Here is a 16108-nt window from a genome sequence, read left to right as displayed (position 1 = left end):
TGCGCCCGTCTGGGTGGCGCCGGTCGTACCGGCGTTGCCGTCCGCGGTGTAGCGGCGCGGCGTGGTGTTGTAGAAGTGGAGGGTGCCCTCCCAACCCACCCCTACACCCGGGGCGTCTCCCAATCAGGGGGATGCCACACGGAGCGCCCGATCCGGTTTGCTTCGCCAAGAATCCGCTTTCCGTGCGCCTTCCAGAGGCCACGAAGGCGCGAAGTGATGACAACCCGGTCGACTGACACGCCGGGCAGCGGTGTCCTGATTCCGAGCGCTCGCCGAACGGGATACCCAGATGGACGCCCGCTATTTTTTGCGTGGTGGTCGACGTAGAAGTCGTCGAAGTCGAACGCATGATGCGGGTGCGCCGGATCCGGCCGCCATCGGCCACACCCGAGGATCGCAGCGACATGCCCGGCCGGAAGGTCCCGCAGTGCGGAGTCGACCTCCTCGTCGACCGACAGGTCTCGGCTCGCATCCGCCCATTCGTGCACGGCGAGCCACTCGTCATCGAGCGACCAGGTGTAGTCGTCGAGCGCCCAAGCCCAGTAGAGCTCAAGCACCGGATCCCGGTGCTTGGTCAGGAACCTGCGGATGTTGCGCTCGTTGCTGGCCCGGTTGGCTGCGCTGCTCCGCTCGTGCGGTGTCTCGATCGCCCACGCTAGCCTGCTCATCCGCAGCGACGTGCCCCGATGATGCAGCCGATAGCCGAGCTCCAGGTCTTCCATCCCCCAGCCGCAGAACTCCTCGTCGAACCCGCCCACCGACCAGAAGTCCGCCGCGAACACGGCGAAGTTCAGCGACCAGAGCCGCGTCCACGGCAGCGCATATCGGCCGAGGTCGGCGTCAGCTTCGGCCGGCAGTGTCTCCCGGGCATCCTGGAACGACGCCTCCGCGCTGTACCGATCGCGCACGTCTTGCGCGGACATAGTGCGGACCGCCTGCGCGAGCCCGGGCGTCGACGCCTCCGAAGCAGAACCGTGGGTGTAGCCAAGAACGCATCGCCCGGGTGCGGTGCTGCGGCGGTAGCTGTGCACCAGCTCCGGGCCGGCCAGCACACCGGTGTCCAGGAACGCGAGCACCGGCGCGTCGGCATGGGCCGCACCGGCATTGCGTGCAGCTGCGGCCCGGAAGCCCAGATCCTCCTGGAAGGTGTACTTGAGACGCAGCCGAGTCCGGAATGACCGTACCAACTCGGCCGTGCCATCGTCGGAACCGTCATCGGACACGATGACCTCGAAGTCATCCCGCGGCGCGGTCTGCGCCACCAGGCTCTCGAGCGTCAGCCGCAACAGGTCGGCCCGGTTGTAAGTCGGGATGACGACGGAGACAACCGGCTGCATGACTAGCACCCCACCGCCGGGCGCTTCTCGTCCGGCGGCTCCTGCTGCGCCTGCGCCGCAGTGCCCACCAGGCCCGGTTGGACTACCCCGACCACCAGCCCAGCAGCCAGCCAGGCCGAAGCACGGCTACGGATCAACGACGGGATGGACAAGGTACTACCTCACAAGCCAACGGACCGGCGGTTACGTCGTGGCGGTGAGAACCGCCGTATCGCCCACACGGTACGGCAGTGGGGCTTGAACGATGCTTGAACGATGCTTGAAGCCGCAGCTCGGCGAGGCGGCGTTGCGCGCTTTCCTGTGACAGCGAAGCGGTCGGACGCGAAGATCAGATGCGGCGACGACCGACCACCCAACGCGACACGCGTTGTTCACGCCGCGAAGCCGAGATGGCCGCGCCGGGGTGGTGGTGCCTGATCGCGGGCCATGGCGGACGACTGCGGCCTTCATCGGACCTCCCCGAGAAGCTTGACCAGGTCGGCCGCGGTGACCGGGCGTCCCGGGGCGGTGAACATGCCGACCGGGTCGAGATGGGCCAGTTGGGCGGGCGTGCCCGGCGCGAATCGGCGGCTCTCGGCGAGCAACCCCACGTCGTACGTGTCGTAGCCGAGCGAGTCGATCAGGGCGGCGGCGCTCCGCTTGGCGGCGGTATCGTTGCCGGCGATCGGCAGACAGCTGCGGTCGGGGGCGCCTGCGGGGCGGCCGAGGGTGGCCAGGTGCCTGAAGAACACGGTGCTGAACGCTTTGACGACGTGCGACTCCGGTAGGTGGGTCTGCAGCAGCTCGTGGGGCGGGGTGTTGCCGGCCTCGATCTCGGGAACACTGCCCTGGCGGGCGGGGTCGTAGTTGAGCGTGTCGATGACGATCTTGCCGCGGAGCGGCTGGGCGGGTACCTGCCGGTAGGCCCGGATCGGGATGGCCACCAGGATGATGTCGCCGTCAGCCGCAGCCTGGTCCGTGGTCGCGGCGCGGGCGCGCGGTCCCAACCCCGCGACCAGATCTTGGAGACTTTGCGGGCTGCGGCTGTTGCTCAGTACGACGTCGTGGCCCGCGTTGACCGCGAGGCGCGCGAGCGTGCCGCCGATCTTCCCGCTGCCGATGAAGCCGATGGTGGCCATGTCCGGAGTCCTTTGCGCGATGGCCAGCTGCAGTCGTCTGACACCTGGCAGGATAAAGTGAAGGCAGCCCTGCGCATTACCGCAGGATCCCCTTGACTTTAGTGAAGAGGGGCCTGCGTTTGTCAAGGTCGGTGTCCACGAGAGGGAGACGATGGACGCGAACGAACCCGTGATGCAGACGAAGGGACGACACGGAAGCATGGCCACGAGCACGGCCGAGTCGCGCTACCAGGTGCGCCGTCCGCAGCGCGCCGACGCCCGGCGCAACTTCGACGCCTTGCTCGATGCCGCCCGGCAGGCGTTCGCCGACGACGGCGCCAACGCCTCACTGGAGGGCATCGCCCGGCAAGCCGGAGTCAACATCGCCACGCTCTATCGCAACTTCCCCACCCGAGGGCACCTGTTCGAGGCGGTCTACCTCGACGAGGTCGAGGCATTGGCGAAGATGGCCGCCGAGCTCGGCGACCGCGACCCGTGGGACGCCCTGGTGACCTGGCTGACCCAATTCGTCAGTTACGCCACCACGAAGAAGGCTGTCTACGACGCGATCGCCCATAACGAGGCCATGTTCGTCACCTGCCGCGACATCATCCACACCGCAGGCCGACCTCTGCTCGAACGCGCCCAGGCAGCCGGCCTCGCCCGCACCGACGTGACCTTCGACGACGTTCTCTTCCTGGTCAACGGCATCAGTGGAACGAACTTCGTGCTGGAGGCCCAACGTGAGCGCGTGCTCACGATGGCACTGGACGGGATCAGAACCCCGCACAGCACTCCCACCGACTGACTACCGCACGAAGTCACGGCCATGATCGAGCGCACGACTTTCGGCATGATCGGGAGCCGCGCCGAACGTACGTCGCCACGCTCTGTGACCCGCGCGCAGCCCGCCGCCACGCGTGCTCTGCGGCAGATCAACGCTCTTGATCTATGCGTTTAATGCCGGCCTGGCCGGGCCGAAGGTACTCGAAGCTCAAGGTCAGTCGCCCGGGGTGGCGCCGATCAGCCTGGCTAAGGCGTCTCGTCGAGCGCTGGACGGTGCCGCGATCGCGCTCCACAAAGCCGTACTCCCTGTGACGGCGACGGCGATCTTTGCGGCGGGGCCGCTGAATCGGTACACCGCGTCGCAACCCTGGTTCGTGGCCCATCCGTGGGTGGTCGGGAGTGCGGTGAGCCGGAGCCTGAGCGTGTCGAGGGCATCGGGCGGAAGGGGATGGTCGAAGTCGGCCGACAGCTCCCCCTTCCAGAGCGTCGCGTCCCAGGACGCCGTGAAGGCGTAGCCGGAGAACGTATCGGCGTAGCGGCTTCGCGTTGCGCAGGTGTCGTCGTCTGGGTCGATCAGATACACCGGTGGGTCGCCGTGAGCTGCCGAGACCGCCACGACCCATCGGCAGCAGTGCTGGCTGTCGGTCTGCAGTAGGAGATATCCGTTGTCGAGGAAGCGACTGACCGTCGGGCTCGTGAAGTCCCGCGTCTGGGTGACCAGGTTCGAGCTGATCGGGGCCAGACGTCGATCACCGCCGAGCAGGTACCACTCGCGGACGGACTCCGGGAGTGCTCCTCCGATCCGTCCTTCAAGTACGGCAAGCTCGTCACGTGCTTCCGCTGACTCGTCGCAGCCGCCGAGAATCCCATCCGCCGCCTCGTTCCACCCCACGAAGCGATAACACCATACGAGCGCACCACGCCCTCAAACGGTGACCGCTCATCGGAAGCGGAGGCCGAGCCACGAGTCGCTGGATGGTCGCTCGTTACGCATCGTTATCAACCGGAACGATCGGCCGGCGACGGCGTCAGGCAGCCGACTGGCGGGAGACCCGGCTGACCCCCGAGTCCAAGAGCTTTGTACGTCAAGCCGTGCCGGTCTCTGCGCCGGAGCCAGTACGCGGGCTCGGCAGATGGCACTACAGGCGTGCACGGTTGTCAGGTCGGTGCGGACCGGAGTGTGTCCACGACCGGGCGCCGGGTGGCAACCATCGCGGGGATGGCGGTGAGCGCGGCGATGGCGAGCAGGACTCCGAGTGCGGTGGCGAGCAGCCAGGAACCGGGTGGGTACCGGACCTCGCCGAGGCTGACGAAGGTCACAAGCCCGATGCCGGCCGGGATCCCCACGGCGACGCCGGGTATGGCGGGAAGCAGTTGCGCTACCGCCAGGCCCACGCCGGCCTGCGCGGGCGTGGCACCGAGCGTCCGCGCGACGGCCAGCGGCTGCCGGGCGTCGAGGACAGCGGTCCAGGTGCTCACGACGGCGTTGATGAGCGCAAGAGTGCACAGCACGACGGTGAGCAGGAGCGTGGCCTGCTCGCCCCGTTCCCACCGGGGATTGGCGAGTTCCGTGTAGCCGAGGTCGAAGTGCGACACACGGGTGTTGACGATGAGAATGGCGACGAGTGCGGTCGTGGTGATCAGGGTGTTCACGGTGACCAGCCGGGCCCGGCGCGGTCGGCGCGCGTTGATCCGCACCCCGATCAGCAGGGCGGTGGGCAGTTGCCGCGACAGCCGGATACGCCACCATCGGCGCCGCGGTGGCGTTGCGGCGTCGGCCAGTGCATGGACGGTGCTGGTGGCGGCGGCGACAAGCCCGATCACGAGATACTCGGCGAGGTGGACGGCGGCGATCACGGCCGGTCCGGCCCCGACGGCCTTCAGCAGCCCGACCCGGCGGCGCTGGCCGATGATCCGGCCCGCGACGATCCCGGCGACGCCGGCCAGCGCAAGGCCGCTGAGCAGCCAACTGCCGACGAGCAGCGCTATCCGCGCGTCGCTGTACAGCCGACCGTTGAGGTGGCCGATCGCCTGCCAGGTGGTGAGTTGGTCTCCGACCGGGTACGTGGTGCTGGCCGCCGGGTCGGCGAGTTTGAGGTTGAGGGTGTACGACAGCGGCTGGCCGCCCGCGAGCCTGGCTATGTCGCTGCGCTCGACCCAGACCAGGCCGCCGCGCTCGACCAGGACACTGCCCGAGTAGTGCCACCCGGCGTACGGATACGTCGCTCTCGCGGCGGTGACCGCGGTCCCGGTCACGCGCAGCGGGTGGCCGTCGACGCTGACCGTGTCGCCGACGCGGATGCCGAGGGCGTCGGCGAAGGCACGCTCGACGACCACGCCGCCGGGGCCCACCCAGGTGCCGTCGGTCACAGCGGGCCGGTCGATCGACACGGGCGCGGTGTCCCGGCCCTCGACGACGGCGTGCGCGGACTTGCCGCCGGCCGTCATCGTCAGGTAGGCGATCGGGAACGGGCCGCTGTGGTCGGTGACGCCGGCCGCGGTGGTCAGCGATGCGAGCTCGTCCAACGCGGCCTGACCGGTGGCCCGGGGGGTCACGATCACGTCCGGGCCGGCGGTGGCGGTCCGGGTCTGCTGGTACGGCCGGTCGGCGATTTCGTTCAGGGTGAGGCCGAGGGTCAGCGTGGCGGTGGCGGCGGTGATGGCGACCAGGAGCAGGACGGTTTCGGTCCGGCGGCGGCGCAGGCCCCGGATCAGCAGCCGGCACACGAGCAGGAGGCGGCCGGACATGTCAGCGCCGCCCGTCGTAGACGGTGCCGGTAGCGGTGCTGGCGAATCGGTTGTCGTCGGCGAACGCCCCGTCGCGCATCGAGATCACCCGGTCGGCGACCGCGCTGATGCGGGCGTCGTGGGTGACCACCACGAGGGTCTGTCCCGCGGCGTGCAACGCCTCGAACAGCCGCAGTACCTCCAGGGTGGCGGCGCTGTCCAGGTTGCCGGTGGGTTCGTCGGCCAACACGACCAGCGGCTCGTTGCTCAACGCGCGGGCGATGGCGACCCGCTGGCGCTGCCCACCGGACAGCGCCGAGGGCAGGTGCGCGGCCCGGTCGGCCAGCCCGACCCGGTCCAGCAGGTACATCGCCCGCCTGCGGGCCCGCCCCGGTGACTGGCCGCTCTGATCCTCGCCTGCGGCGACCGGACCACGTCTCACAACCTCGCCCACCACAGGTCCGGACACGGAAACCGACGCCCTTCCGGCCGGTCGCCGGGAAGTTGAAGGCATGAAGTAGTTATGAGGCCGCTGATTGCTTCAATGGGTGCGACCAGGGACACAAACACGCTGCGGGACAGCGTTGATAAGCCAGCATTCTGATTGCGATGATGGCAATCGTCGCCGTGAGCGCGCCTGGTGCCCCCGGCGCATGCGTCGCCGGCTGCGGCACACGGCACCGTGCGGGTACTCGCCGGGCTGGAGGAGGCCGACTCCGGTGGCGCCCGCGCCGAGCCACCGGGCCCGCCCCGGGTCGGCTACCGACGGCGGGCGACCAGTACCGCGTCGGAGATGGTGATCTCGCGACCCTCCGGGTCCACCGCCGGCCGGGACCGGGTCTCGGCGGCCAGCACCGTCCAGGCGGTCGGGTCCAGCCCGGACGCGACCTCCTCGGCGGTGTACATCATGTCCGGGAAGTGCATCCGGTGTGCCGAGGTACGCAGGTCGGACGGGTGGTGCCCGACGATCAGCAGGGTGCCGCCGGGAGCCACCGCGGCGGCGAGCCGGTCGAAGACCTCCCGTCGGGTCTCGCCGGGCAGGTGCATGAACTGCGCGGAGACCAGGTCGTACCGGCCCTCGGCCGGCGGCTGCTCGCGCAGGTCCGCGTGCCGCCACTCGATCCGGCCGGCGATCTCGGCACCGGCCGCCTCGGCGTGCGCGGCGGCCCGGCCGAGTGCCGTGGTCGAGATGTCCACCCCGGTCACCTGCCAGCCCCGCTCGGCGAGCCAGATGGCGTCGGCGCCCTCGCCGCTGCCGACGTCGAGCGCCCGGCCCGGCGCCAGCCCGGCCGCCTCGGCCACGAGTTGCGGGTTGGGGCGGCCGCTCCAGATCGCCGGGCGGGCCCGGTACCGCTCCTCCCAGCCCTCCTGCTCGAACATCGTCCGCACCTGGTGCCGGTACGACTCGACGGCGTCGCGGGTCTCCTCGGCGACCAGATCGATGTTGATCTGCGCACCGGCCATCAGGCCGGACGCGGCGGACGAGATCACCTGGGCGCGTACGTCCGCCACGTTGCCCGCCACCCAGACCCCGGCAACCGCCAGCCCGGTCGGGTCGGCCGGGATCTGGCTGCCGACGACGTGCCCGCCCAGCTCCACGTCGACCGGCTTGACCCCGAGCGATTCCAGCAGGCCGGACCGCGCGGTGAACCGGGGCGCGACCACGAGCGCGTCGAGCGCGACGACCTCGCCCGAGGCCAGGCGTACTCCGGTGAGCTGGTCGTCAGTGATCTCCAACCCGGCGACCGGACCGGGGACCACGGGGATCGCGCGCGCGGCGAGCTGTTCGGCGTCGGCGGGCTCCAGCGCCGGGGCCTCGTGCGTCAGCAACATCACCTGCGGGCTCCACTGCCGCCACAGGTTCACCTGGTGCGTCGCCATCGCGGTCGGCCCGGTCACCAGTACGCCGATACGCCGGTCACGCACCTCCCAGCCGTGGCAGTACGGGCAGTGCAGCACGTCGCGGCCCCACCGCTGCGCCAGCCCGGGCAGTTCGGGCAGTTCGTCGACCAGGCCGGTCGTCACCAGCAGCCGCCGGGCCCGCAGTTCGGCGCCGCCGTCCAGGGTCAGCCGGAACCCGTCGCCGTCCCGGGTGGCCGTCTCGACCCGACCGGTGCGGATCTCGCCGCCGTATCGGGCCACCTCGGCACGCCCGTCCGCCACCAGTTCCGCCGGTGGTGTGCTCTCCCGGCCCAGGTAGTTGTGCACCCGGTCGGCCGGTGCGTTGCGCGGCTGTCCGGCGTCCACCACCAGCACCGACCGCCGGGCCCGGGCCAGCGCCAGTGCTCCGGCCAGCCCGGCCGCGCCGCCACCGACCACCACCACGTCGTATGTCTTCTCCACGCTGCGCTCCCCTTCCTCGGACGGTACGCGTCCACGGTGCGTCACCTCGGGACGGTCAGCAACTATCCTTGCCGCTATGGCAAAGGACGAATTCGCGCTGACCTCGGTCGGCCCCCGGCTGCGGGAGCTGCGCAGGCAGCGGGGCAGCACGCTCACCCAGCTCGCCGAGTTCACCGGCATCTCGGTGAGTACCCTCTCCCGGCTGGAGTCCGGCGGCCGCAAGCCGACCCTGGAGCTGCTGCTGCCGCTCGCCCGGGCCTTCCAGGTCTCCCTCGACGAGCTGGTCGACGCGCCCGCCACCGCAGACCCCCGGGTACATCCCCGGCCCATCGTCCGGCACGGCGTCACGTTCCTCCCGCTCACCCGCCGGCCGGGCGGTTTGCAGGCGTTCAAGCAGATCCTCCCGCCGAACACCCCGGGCGGCGAGCCGGAGCAGCAGACCCACGAGGGCTACGAGTGGCTCTACGTGCTCTCCGGGCGGCTACGCCTGCTGCTTGGCGAGCACGACCTGATCCTGACCCCGGGCGAGGTCGCCGAGTTCGACACCCGGGTCCCGCACCACATCTCCAACCCCGGCCCCGGGGTCACCGAGGTGCTCTCCCTCTTCGGACCGCAGGGCGAACGCCTGCACGTCCGGGCCCGCCCTGCGGCACGCTGACCCCGGGACCGCCCACCCGGTCGACCACCGGTTCGGGTACGGCGACCCGGACGAGGCGACCCGGCGGGGGCGAGCCCGGCCCGGACCCGGCGGGCGGTGCTCGGCCGGGTCAGAGTGGCGAGGCGGGGGGTTTCGGCCGGCGGCCCCGGACCCGGACCAGGTCGTGCAGGGCGATGGCCAGCAGGATCGTGCTCGCGGTGCCTGCCACGGCCAGCGGTGGCACGAAGAGCATGCCCGGCGTCACCGCCACCAGCGCGACGATGCCGATCAGTCGGGACCGGAGCAGCGTGCCGAAGACCTCGTACCCGAACCGGGCCCGGCCGGCCAGGAAGAGCAACGGGCCGCCGATGATGACCCCGACCCAGGCGCCGTCGGTGTGCCCGAGCGGCCGGGCCACCACGAGTTCGTACCCGACCGCAGTGGTGACCACGCCGGCCACGATCATCAGGTGGGTGTAGGTGGCCGACCAGGCGAACCTGCTCGGGTCCCGGGCGGTGTGGAACGCCTCGGCCAGCAGGAACCCGGCCTGGAAGAAGTAGACCCGCCAGAGCAGCACGGTGGTGGTGAAGGCGATCAGGAACGCGGCCGACTGGGCGGCGGTGAAGTCGCCGCCGCTGAACGCGAATCCGGTGACCAGGATCGACTCGCCGAGCGCGATCAGGAAGAACTGCTGGTAGCGCTCGGCGATGTGCTCGCCCGCGAAGGCCCACTCCGCGCTCGTCGACGAGCCCAGCCCCGGGGTGGGCCAGCGCAGCAGGTGCCCCAGGTAGTCGGCGACCAGGGCCAGGCCCCAGAGCAGTAGCCGGAGGTCGCCGGTGACGAGCGCGCCGACGATCCAGAGCGGGGCGGTGCAGAGTACCCAGAAGACCAGCCGGACGGAGATCCGCTGCCGGGGGTCGCCGCGCAGGGTCAGCCCCAGCACGAACGGCCGGACGAACTGGAGCACCACGTAGGCGAGCGCGAACATCAGCCCGTGCTGGCCGAACGCCTGGGGTACGGCGACCGCCATCACCATCGAGCCGAACATGGTGACCACCACGACGGCCTGGACCAGCGGCCGTTCCGGGTCGAAGCGGCTGGTCATCAGGGTGGTCATCGACCAGAGCAGCCAGAGGGTCAGCAGCAGTACCAGCGCGCGCAGCGCCTCGAGGAAGACCTCCTGGTCGAGTTGGGTGAGGTCGTGCACCAGCCGCTGCGAGACCCGGGTCAGGGCGAAGACGTAGACCAGGTCCAGGAAGAGTTCCAGGAAGGTCGCCCGTGGCGAGCTTTCCTCTCTGCGCAGCAGTTCCGCCCCGCCACCGAGTACCATCCGCTGCCTGTTTCCCCGCTCCGGAACACTGCTGTCGACGACTCCCGCCTCCTGCCAGAGGACTACCACGGGCGGCCGGACCCGGGAGCGGGGCCGGGCAAAGCCGTCCGGCGGGACGCGGGAAATCCGCCGGTGGAGGCGCCGCCCGGAAGAAATCCGGTCCGTCGCCGGTTGCCGCTACGTGTGATCGACGTACCGTTGTCTGTCCTTGACCTCGCACCGGTCGCCGCCGGCACCACCGCCGGCGCGGCCCTGCGGCACACCACTGACCTCGCCCGGCGCACCGAGGAACTCGGCTATCACCGGTTCTGGGTAGCCGAACACCACAACATGCCGGCGATCGCCAGCTCCGCCCCGGCGGTGTTGATCGCGCACGTGGCGGCGGCCACCTCGACCATCCGGGTCGGGTCCGGCGGGGTGATGCTGCCCAACCACGCGCCGCTGGTGGTGGCCGAGCAGTTCGGCACGCTGGAGGCGCTGCACCCGGGCCGGATCGACCTCGGCATCGGCCGGGCGCCCGGCACCGACCAGCCGACCGCGCTGGCGCTGCGCCGGACCATGGCGGGGCTGTCGGCCGAGAACTTCCCGGAGGAGCTGGACGACCTGGTCAACTACTTCACCGGGGAGCGGCCGGGCCCGATCACCGCCACCCCTGGCCAGGGTGACCGGCCGGAGATCTGGTTGCTCGGCTCCAGCGGGTTCAGCGCCCGACTCGCCGGACTGCTCGGCCTGCCGTTCTCCTTCGCGCACCACTTCAGCGCGGCGAACACCCTGCCGGCGCTGGCTCTCTACCGGCAGAGCTTCCGACCGTCGCGCTGGCTGGACCGGCCGTACGCGATGGTGGCGGTCAACGCGGTCTGCGCCGAGGACGACGAGCGGGCGGAGTGGCTCTCCGGCCCGGCCTCGCTGTCCTTCCTGCGGCTGCGTACCGGCCGGCCGGCCCCGCTGGCCACCCCGGAGGAGGCGGCGGCGTACCCGTACACCGAGCTGGAACGGCAGTTCGTGCTGGAACGGCGGGAGGGGCAGGCGCTCGGTTCACCGGAGACGGTACGCCGGCAGCTCACCGACCTGCTGGCCCGGACCCAGGCCGACGAGTTGATGATCACCACCTTGGTCTACGACATCGCCGACCGGGTGCGCTCGTACGAACTAGTTGCGGAGAAGGTTGCCGGCGGGCTCCGCCGGCAGGGCTGACCGGCCCGGCGACCTCCCCGGCGACGCCGGTCGCGATCTCCATGGCGACGCCGGTCGCGGCGGTGGCCGTGACCGGCGTCACGTCGTCCGGAGGTCGCGAAACACACTCTTCACCGTGCCGTCATCGGCGCGCACCGGAAGCGGCCTAATGTTCTTGCCGGTGGTGGTTCGACAAGCGCGATCGGGACGGGTCGCGTGATGTCGCGGTGTGTGCCGCACCGGCACGCGGGGAGATGAGCGACCCCGCGGGCCGGTGCGGCTTCGCGTTTCCCGGATCCTGTCGTCTCCGGATCCCGATCCGGGCTACCGAAGATAGATGGACGGTGCCGGCGGGGTGGACATGCCGTTCCCGATGAAGAAGCTCGGATGCGGCGGCTGGTTGTAGGCGGTGTTCTGCCAGGCGATCGCCACCCGGTACATCGGGTCGTGCATCAGGGTGTGAATCCGGGTGCTGGTCTGGGTCGGCGTGCTGTAGATCCGCAGCGCGCCGTTGTCGCTGGTCCGCCAGATCACCTCCTCGCGCCAGTCGCCGAGGATGTCCGCCGATAGCGCCGGGGTGGCCTTGGTGCCGTTGTTCGACGCCACCCCGCTGCCGGTGAGCAGCCGGGTGTCGGAGCCGGTGCCGTACTTGTCGATCCGGGTCTGGTCCAGCAGCTCCCGGACCGGGTCGCCGTCCCACCAGATCAGGAAGTTCGCCGATGACGGCTTGCGGCCGACGTTCGACCCGCTCGGGCTGCGCAGCCCGTCCGCCGCCGACGACCAGGACTCCGCCCCGGCGCTGCCGGCGTGGACATCCCCGGCCACGCCCCGGCCGTTGTCCCCGGCCGGCGAGGTGGACCAGTAGATCTGCCCGGTACGCGCGTTGGCGAACCAGGACGACGGACTGGACGAGTTCTCGCTGACCTTGAAGTACTCCAACCCGGAGCGGCTCGGGTCGAGGTCGCCGAGGTGCCCCGCGTCGCCGTGCCCGTGCCCGGTGTTCCAGAGCGGGGAGCCGTTGTCGTTGATCGCCATCGCCCCGTACAGAATCTCGTCCCGGCCGTCGGCGTCCACGTCGCCGACGGTCAGCGAGTGGTTGCCCTGACCGGCGTACTGCGAGCCGGCCGAGTTGGAGTCGAAGGTCCAGCGCCGGGTCAGCGAGCCGTTGCGGAAGTCCCAGGCGACGACGACGCTGCGGGTGTAGTAGCCGCGCGCCATGATCAGTGAGGGTCGCTGCCCGTCCAGGTACGCCGTGCCGGCGAGGAATCGGTCCACCCGGTTGCCGTAGTCGTCGCCCCAGGACGAGACGCTGCCCCGGGCCGGCTCGTAGTTGACCGTCGAGCGCACCGCGCCGGTCTGCCCGTCGAACATGGTCAGGAACTCCGGCCCGGCCAGCACGTAGCCGCTGGAGTTGCGGTGGTCCGCCGAGGACGAGCCGATCACCTGGCCGGTGCCGGAACGGGTGCCGTCGGCGGTCTTCATCGCCACCTCCGCCCGGCCGTCGCCGTCGTAGTCGTAGACCTGGAACTGGGTGTAGTGCGCGCCGGCCCGGATGTTGCGCCCCAGGTCGATCCGCCACAGCCTGGTCCCGGTCAGGGTGTACGCGTCGACGTAGACGTTGCCGGTGTAGCCGGACTGCGAGTTGTCCTTGGCGTTGCTCGGATCCCACTTGAGCACGATCTCGTACCGGCCGTCGCCGTCCAGGTCACCGACGGAGGCGTCGTTCGCCGCGTAGGTGTACGCCTCGCCGGAGGGTGTCGTGCCACCGGGCGGCACCTGGAGCCGTACGTCGAGATAGCCGCTGCCGAACTGGAGAGCCGGCGCCGACTCCGCCTGCTCGGTCCCGTTCACCACCGCCCGCACCGTGTACGCCGAACCGGCGGCGGCACCCGAGTCGAGATAGTTGGTGGCGCCGGTGATCGGGGTGGAGTTGACCCGGGTCGAACCCCGGTAGAGGTTGAACGACACCCCGGAGGTCTCGGTGCCGAGCAGCCGCCAGGAAACCAGGTTGGCGCTGCCGGAGCGGACGCTGACCAGGCCCCGGTCGAGGTTCTCGACCTGCTTCGCTCCGCCCGGCGGGTCGGTCGGCGGCGGGGTGGTCACCGGTGGGGTGGGTGGCGGGGTGGTCGCCGGAGGGGTGCCGGTGGGCGGGCCGCCCGGCGTGGTCGCGCTCGGTGCCACCGCACCGGTGCAGGTGGTGCCGTTCATCGCGAAGCTCGCCGGCACCGGATTGCTGCCGTTCCACGAGCCGTTGAAGCCGAACGCGGCGCTGGCGCCGGTGGCGAGTGCGCCGTTGTAGCTGACGTTGCCGGCCGTCACCTGGCTGCCGCTCTGGCTGACCGTGGCGTTCCAGGCCTGGGTGATCTGCTGGCCGGCGCCGTACGACCAGGTCAGGCTCCAGCCGGTGACCGGGTCGCCGAGGTTGGTGAGGCTGACGCTGGCGCCGAAGCCGCCCTGCCATTGGTTCGTCACCTGGTAGTCGACCCGGCAACCGGCGGCGGCGGCCGAGGCGACCACCGCGAAGGTGCCGGTCGCGGCGAGCGCGGCGGCTGCGGTGGCGGCGAGCAGGGTATGGCGACGTGCTGAGATGCGCATGATCAACTCCGTTGGGGGCGGGGCGCGGTACCGGGTTTCGCCAGCCCGACCGGGGATGGCCATGCCGTACCGACCCTGCCCTGGGGCCGGCCGGACCCGAACCGCGGGAGGGCGACCGAAGTGGAACAATTCAACGGCAACCCGACAACGGGGGTACGGCTTCCTGCGCACCTGAATGCTAGGGCAACCGCTTTCCGGTACACAACATCGAACCCGGTCGGTTTAAAGGTTTCAGCTCGCCCGGCGCCGCCACCGGAGCTTCCCGCCGACCCGGCCGTGGCCGGCACCCGGCGGCGAACTCGCTCGCGACGGTCGAGGCGGGCTGGCTAGGCTCGGTCGGTGCCCACCCTCATCCGGCAGCTCGAAGCCGACGACCTGGCCGCGGCCGGCGAGTTGGCTCGGCTGGCCTTCGGCTCCGCCCCGTCCACCGCACCACCGTCGACCGATCCCCGACCGGGCATCACCGGCTACGGCGCGTTCGACCCGGACGGCCGGCTGGTCGGCAAGGCGGTCGACCTGCACCACGAGCAGTGGTGGGCCGGGCGCCGGGTCTCCGCGTCGGACGTCGGCGGAGTCGCGGTGCTGCCCGAGGCGCGCGGCCGGGGAGTGGCCCTGGCGCTGCTCCGCGAGCTGCTCCGGGGTGCCCGCGAGCGGGGTGCCGCGATCAGCGCGCTCTATCCGACGGTGACCGGGCCGTACCGGCGGGCCGGCTGGGAGGTGACCGGCGCCCTGCGCGCCGTCGACCTGCCCACCGTGGCGCTGCCCCGGCACCGGCCGGCACCCGGGTTGACGGTCCGGCCCGGCGGTCCCGCCGATCTCGGCGCAACCGCCGACCTGTACGAGCGGATCGCCCGGCATCGCTGCGGCCTGCTCACCCGCCGCGGCGGGGTCTTCGACCGGGACCAGCCTCCGACGGCGCTGCCGGACGGGGTGGACGGGCTCACCCTGGTCGAGCGGGACGGCCGGCTGGTCGGGTACGCGAGTTGGCAGCGCGGGCGCGGCTACGACCAGCACGCCGTACTGACCGTCGAGGAGGTGCTGGCCAGCACGCCCGAGGCAGCCCGGGAACTGGTCGGCGTACTCGCAAGCTGGCAGAGCGTCACCCCGACCGTCCGGCTGTGGTCGCTGGGCACCGACGCGGTCGCCACACACCTGCCGCTGGAGCAGGTCCGGCAGCACGAGCAGCGGATCTGGATGCACCGGCCGGTCGACGTGGTCCGGGCGGTACGCAGCCGGGGCTGGCCGGCACACGTGCGCGGTCTGGTCGACTTCGCACTGACCGACGAGATCGCTCCGTGGAACTCCGGCAGTTGGCGGCTGGAGGTCGACGGCGGCGCCGCGGAACTGCACCGGATCCCCGATGAGCCCCCGACCCAGCTCTCGGTACGCGGCTTCGCGCTGCTCTACACCGGTGCCGCCGACGGGTACGCGGTCGCCGAGGCCGGCCTGCTGCACTGCCCCGCCGGCACCGACCCGGGCGCGCTCGACCTGCTCGGCGCCGGCCCCCGGGCGGAGCTGCTCGACTACTTCTGAGCGCCCACCCGCCACTCCGGGCCGTACGGGTGGGTCAGCTCCCGCCCCCACCGGTCAGCATCGGGACCAGCACCAGCCCGCCGCAGCAGATCAGGCCGACCACGCCGAAGCTGATCAGGGCGATGCTGTAGTTCGACCACATGCCGAACTTCGTCACGTCGGTGCCCAGCCCGTCGTGCACCCGGTTGCGCCACCCGCCGAACCGGAACGAGAGCTGATGCCCGGCACCCGGCTGTACGACCACCCTCGTGCTCATCACCGGAATGCCGAACAGGTCGGTGTACTTGACCTCGTGCTCCCCGGCCGGCACCGCAATGTGGAAGGTGCCCTCCGCCATCCCGGAGACCTCACGCCCGTCGATCTTCAACTTGCAGGTGCTCGGCGCGGGCACGAGGTAGGGCCCCCGGTTCGCCGAGACGATCAGCGCGCCCCAGCCCGGCGGCAGCGGGACCGGGTACGGGTAGGCGGCCAGGGCCATGCCCGGCGGTGGGACAGAGGGATATGCCATCGGTGCATAGTGGCATACCCGGCGGCGGATGCTGGCCGAGCA

13 protein-coding genes are annotated in these 16108 nt (G+C 71.1%); 4 read left to right on the top strand and 9 right to left on the bottom strand.

Going from position 1 to position 16108, the window contains the following annotated elements; genetic code table 11:
- Positions 1-101: 101 nt before the first annotated feature.
- On the bottom strand, positions 102-1337 hold the full coding sequence (locus R6Y94_RS04990) for a glycosyltransferase (protein WP_318394542.1): 1236 nt from the start codon (positions 1335-1337) through the stop codon (positions 102-104).
- A gap of 446 nt (positions 1338-1783) precedes the next feature.
- Positions 1784-2455, bottom strand: a complete 672-nt coding sequence (locus tag R6Y94_RS04985; RefSeq protein WP_318394541.1) for an NADPH-dependent F420 reductase — start codon at positions 2453-2455, stop codon at positions 1784-1786.
- Positions 2456-2606: 151 nt separating this feature from the next.
- On the opposite strand from R6Y94_RS04985, the gene R6Y94_RS04980 reads away from it, so the two are divergent.
- Positions 2607-3242, top strand: coding sequence for a helix-turn-helix domain-containing protein (locus R6Y94_RS04980; RefSeq protein WP_318394540.1), 636 nt, complete (start codon positions 2607-2609; stop codon positions 3240-3242).
- Between the two features lie 192 nt (positions 3243-3434).
- Here R6Y94_RS04980 and R6Y94_RS04975 read toward each other — a convergent pair whose 3' ends face one another.
- The 4 genes from R6Y94_RS04975 to R6Y94_RS04960 all read right to left on the bottom strand — a co-directional run bounded on the left by R6Y94_RS04975 (position 3435) and on the right by R6Y94_RS04960 (position 8290).
- On the bottom strand, positions 3435-4112 hold the full coding sequence (locus R6Y94_RS04975) for a hypothetical protein (protein WP_318394539.1): 678 nt from the start codon (positions 4110-4112) through the stop codon (positions 3435-3437).
- 266 nt (positions 4113-4378) lie between these two features.
- The gene (locus tag R6Y94_RS04970; RefSeq protein WP_318394538.1) at positions 4379-5968 is read right to left on the bottom strand and encodes an FtsX-like permease family protein; all 1590 of its coding nucleotides are present in this window, start codon (positions 5966-5968) and stop codon (positions 4379-4381) included.
- 1 nt (position 5969) lies between these two features.
- Positions 5970-6389 carry an ABC transporter ATP-binding protein gene (locus tag R6Y94_RS04965; RefSeq protein ID WP_318394537.1) on the bottom strand — a complete coding sequence of 140 codons (420 nt, stop codon included), beginning with the start codon at positions 6387-6389 and terminating at the stop codon, positions 5970-5972.
- Positions 6390-6706: 317 nt separating this feature from the next.
- Complete coding sequence (locus R6Y94_RS04960; RefSeq protein ID WP_318394536.1) at positions 6707-8290, bottom strand: bifunctional NAD(P)/FAD-dependent oxidoreductase/class I SAM-dependent methyltransferase; 1584 nt, start codon at positions 8288-8290, stop codon at positions 6707-6709.
- A 76-nt stretch (positions 8291-8366) separates the two neighbouring features.
- On the opposite strand from R6Y94_RS04960, the gene R6Y94_RS04955 reads away from it, so the two are divergent.
- Positions 8367-8948, top strand: coding sequence for a helix-turn-helix domain-containing protein (locus R6Y94_RS04955; protein ID WP_318394535.1), 582 nt, complete (start codon positions 8367-8369; stop codon positions 8946-8948).
- A 109-nt stretch (positions 8949-9057) separates the two neighbouring features.
- Here R6Y94_RS04955 and R6Y94_RS04950 read toward each other — a convergent pair whose 3' ends face one another.
- Complete coding sequence (locus R6Y94_RS04950) at positions 9058-10257, bottom strand: low temperature requirement protein A (RefSeq protein WP_318394534.1); 1200 nt, start codon at positions 10255-10257, stop codon at positions 9058-9060.
- 171 nt (positions 10258-10428) lie between these two features.
- Here R6Y94_RS04950 and R6Y94_RS04945 point away from each other — a divergent pair, with 171 nt between their 5' ends.
- Positions 10429-11451 (top strand): LLM class flavin-dependent oxidoreductase, encoded by a 1023-nt coding sequence (locus R6Y94_RS04945; RefSeq protein WP_318394533.1) that lies wholly within the window; start codon positions 10429-10431, stop codon positions 11449-11451.
- A gap of 303 nt (positions 11452-11754) precedes the next feature.
- On the opposite strand, the gene R6Y94_RS04940 is transcribed toward R6Y94_RS04945, so the two are convergent.
- The gene (locus R6Y94_RS04940; protein ID WP_318394532.1) at positions 11755-14025 is read right to left on the bottom strand and encodes a cellulose binding domain-containing protein; all 2271 of its coding nucleotides are present in this window, start codon (positions 14023-14025) and stop codon (positions 11755-11757) included.
- Positions 14026-14364: 339 nt separating this feature from the next.
- Between R6Y94_RS04940 and eis the strand changes: the two genes are divergently transcribed.
- On the top strand, positions 14365-15558 hold the full coding sequence (eis, locus tag R6Y94_RS04935; RefSeq protein WP_318394531.1) for an enhanced intracellular survival protein Eis: 1194 nt from the start codon (positions 14365-14367) through the stop codon (positions 15556-15558).
- A gap of 34 nt (positions 15559-15592) precedes the next feature.
- Here eis and R6Y94_RS04930 read toward each other — a convergent pair whose 3' ends face one another.
- Positions 15593-16066 (bottom strand): hypothetical protein, encoded by a 474-nt coding sequence (locus tag R6Y94_RS04930; RefSeq protein WP_318394530.1) that lies wholly within the window; start codon positions 16064-16066, stop codon positions 15593-15595.
- Positions 16067-16108 lie beyond the last annotated feature (42 nt).

The sequence above is a fragment of the Plantactinospora sp. KLBMP9567 genome (assembly GCF_033446045.1).
In the GTDB taxonomy this organism is placed as follows: Bacteria; Actinomycetota; Actinomycetes; order Mycobacteriales; family Micromonosporaceae; genus Plantactinospora.
This window is presented reverse-complemented; position numbering and strand designations above follow the sequence as displayed.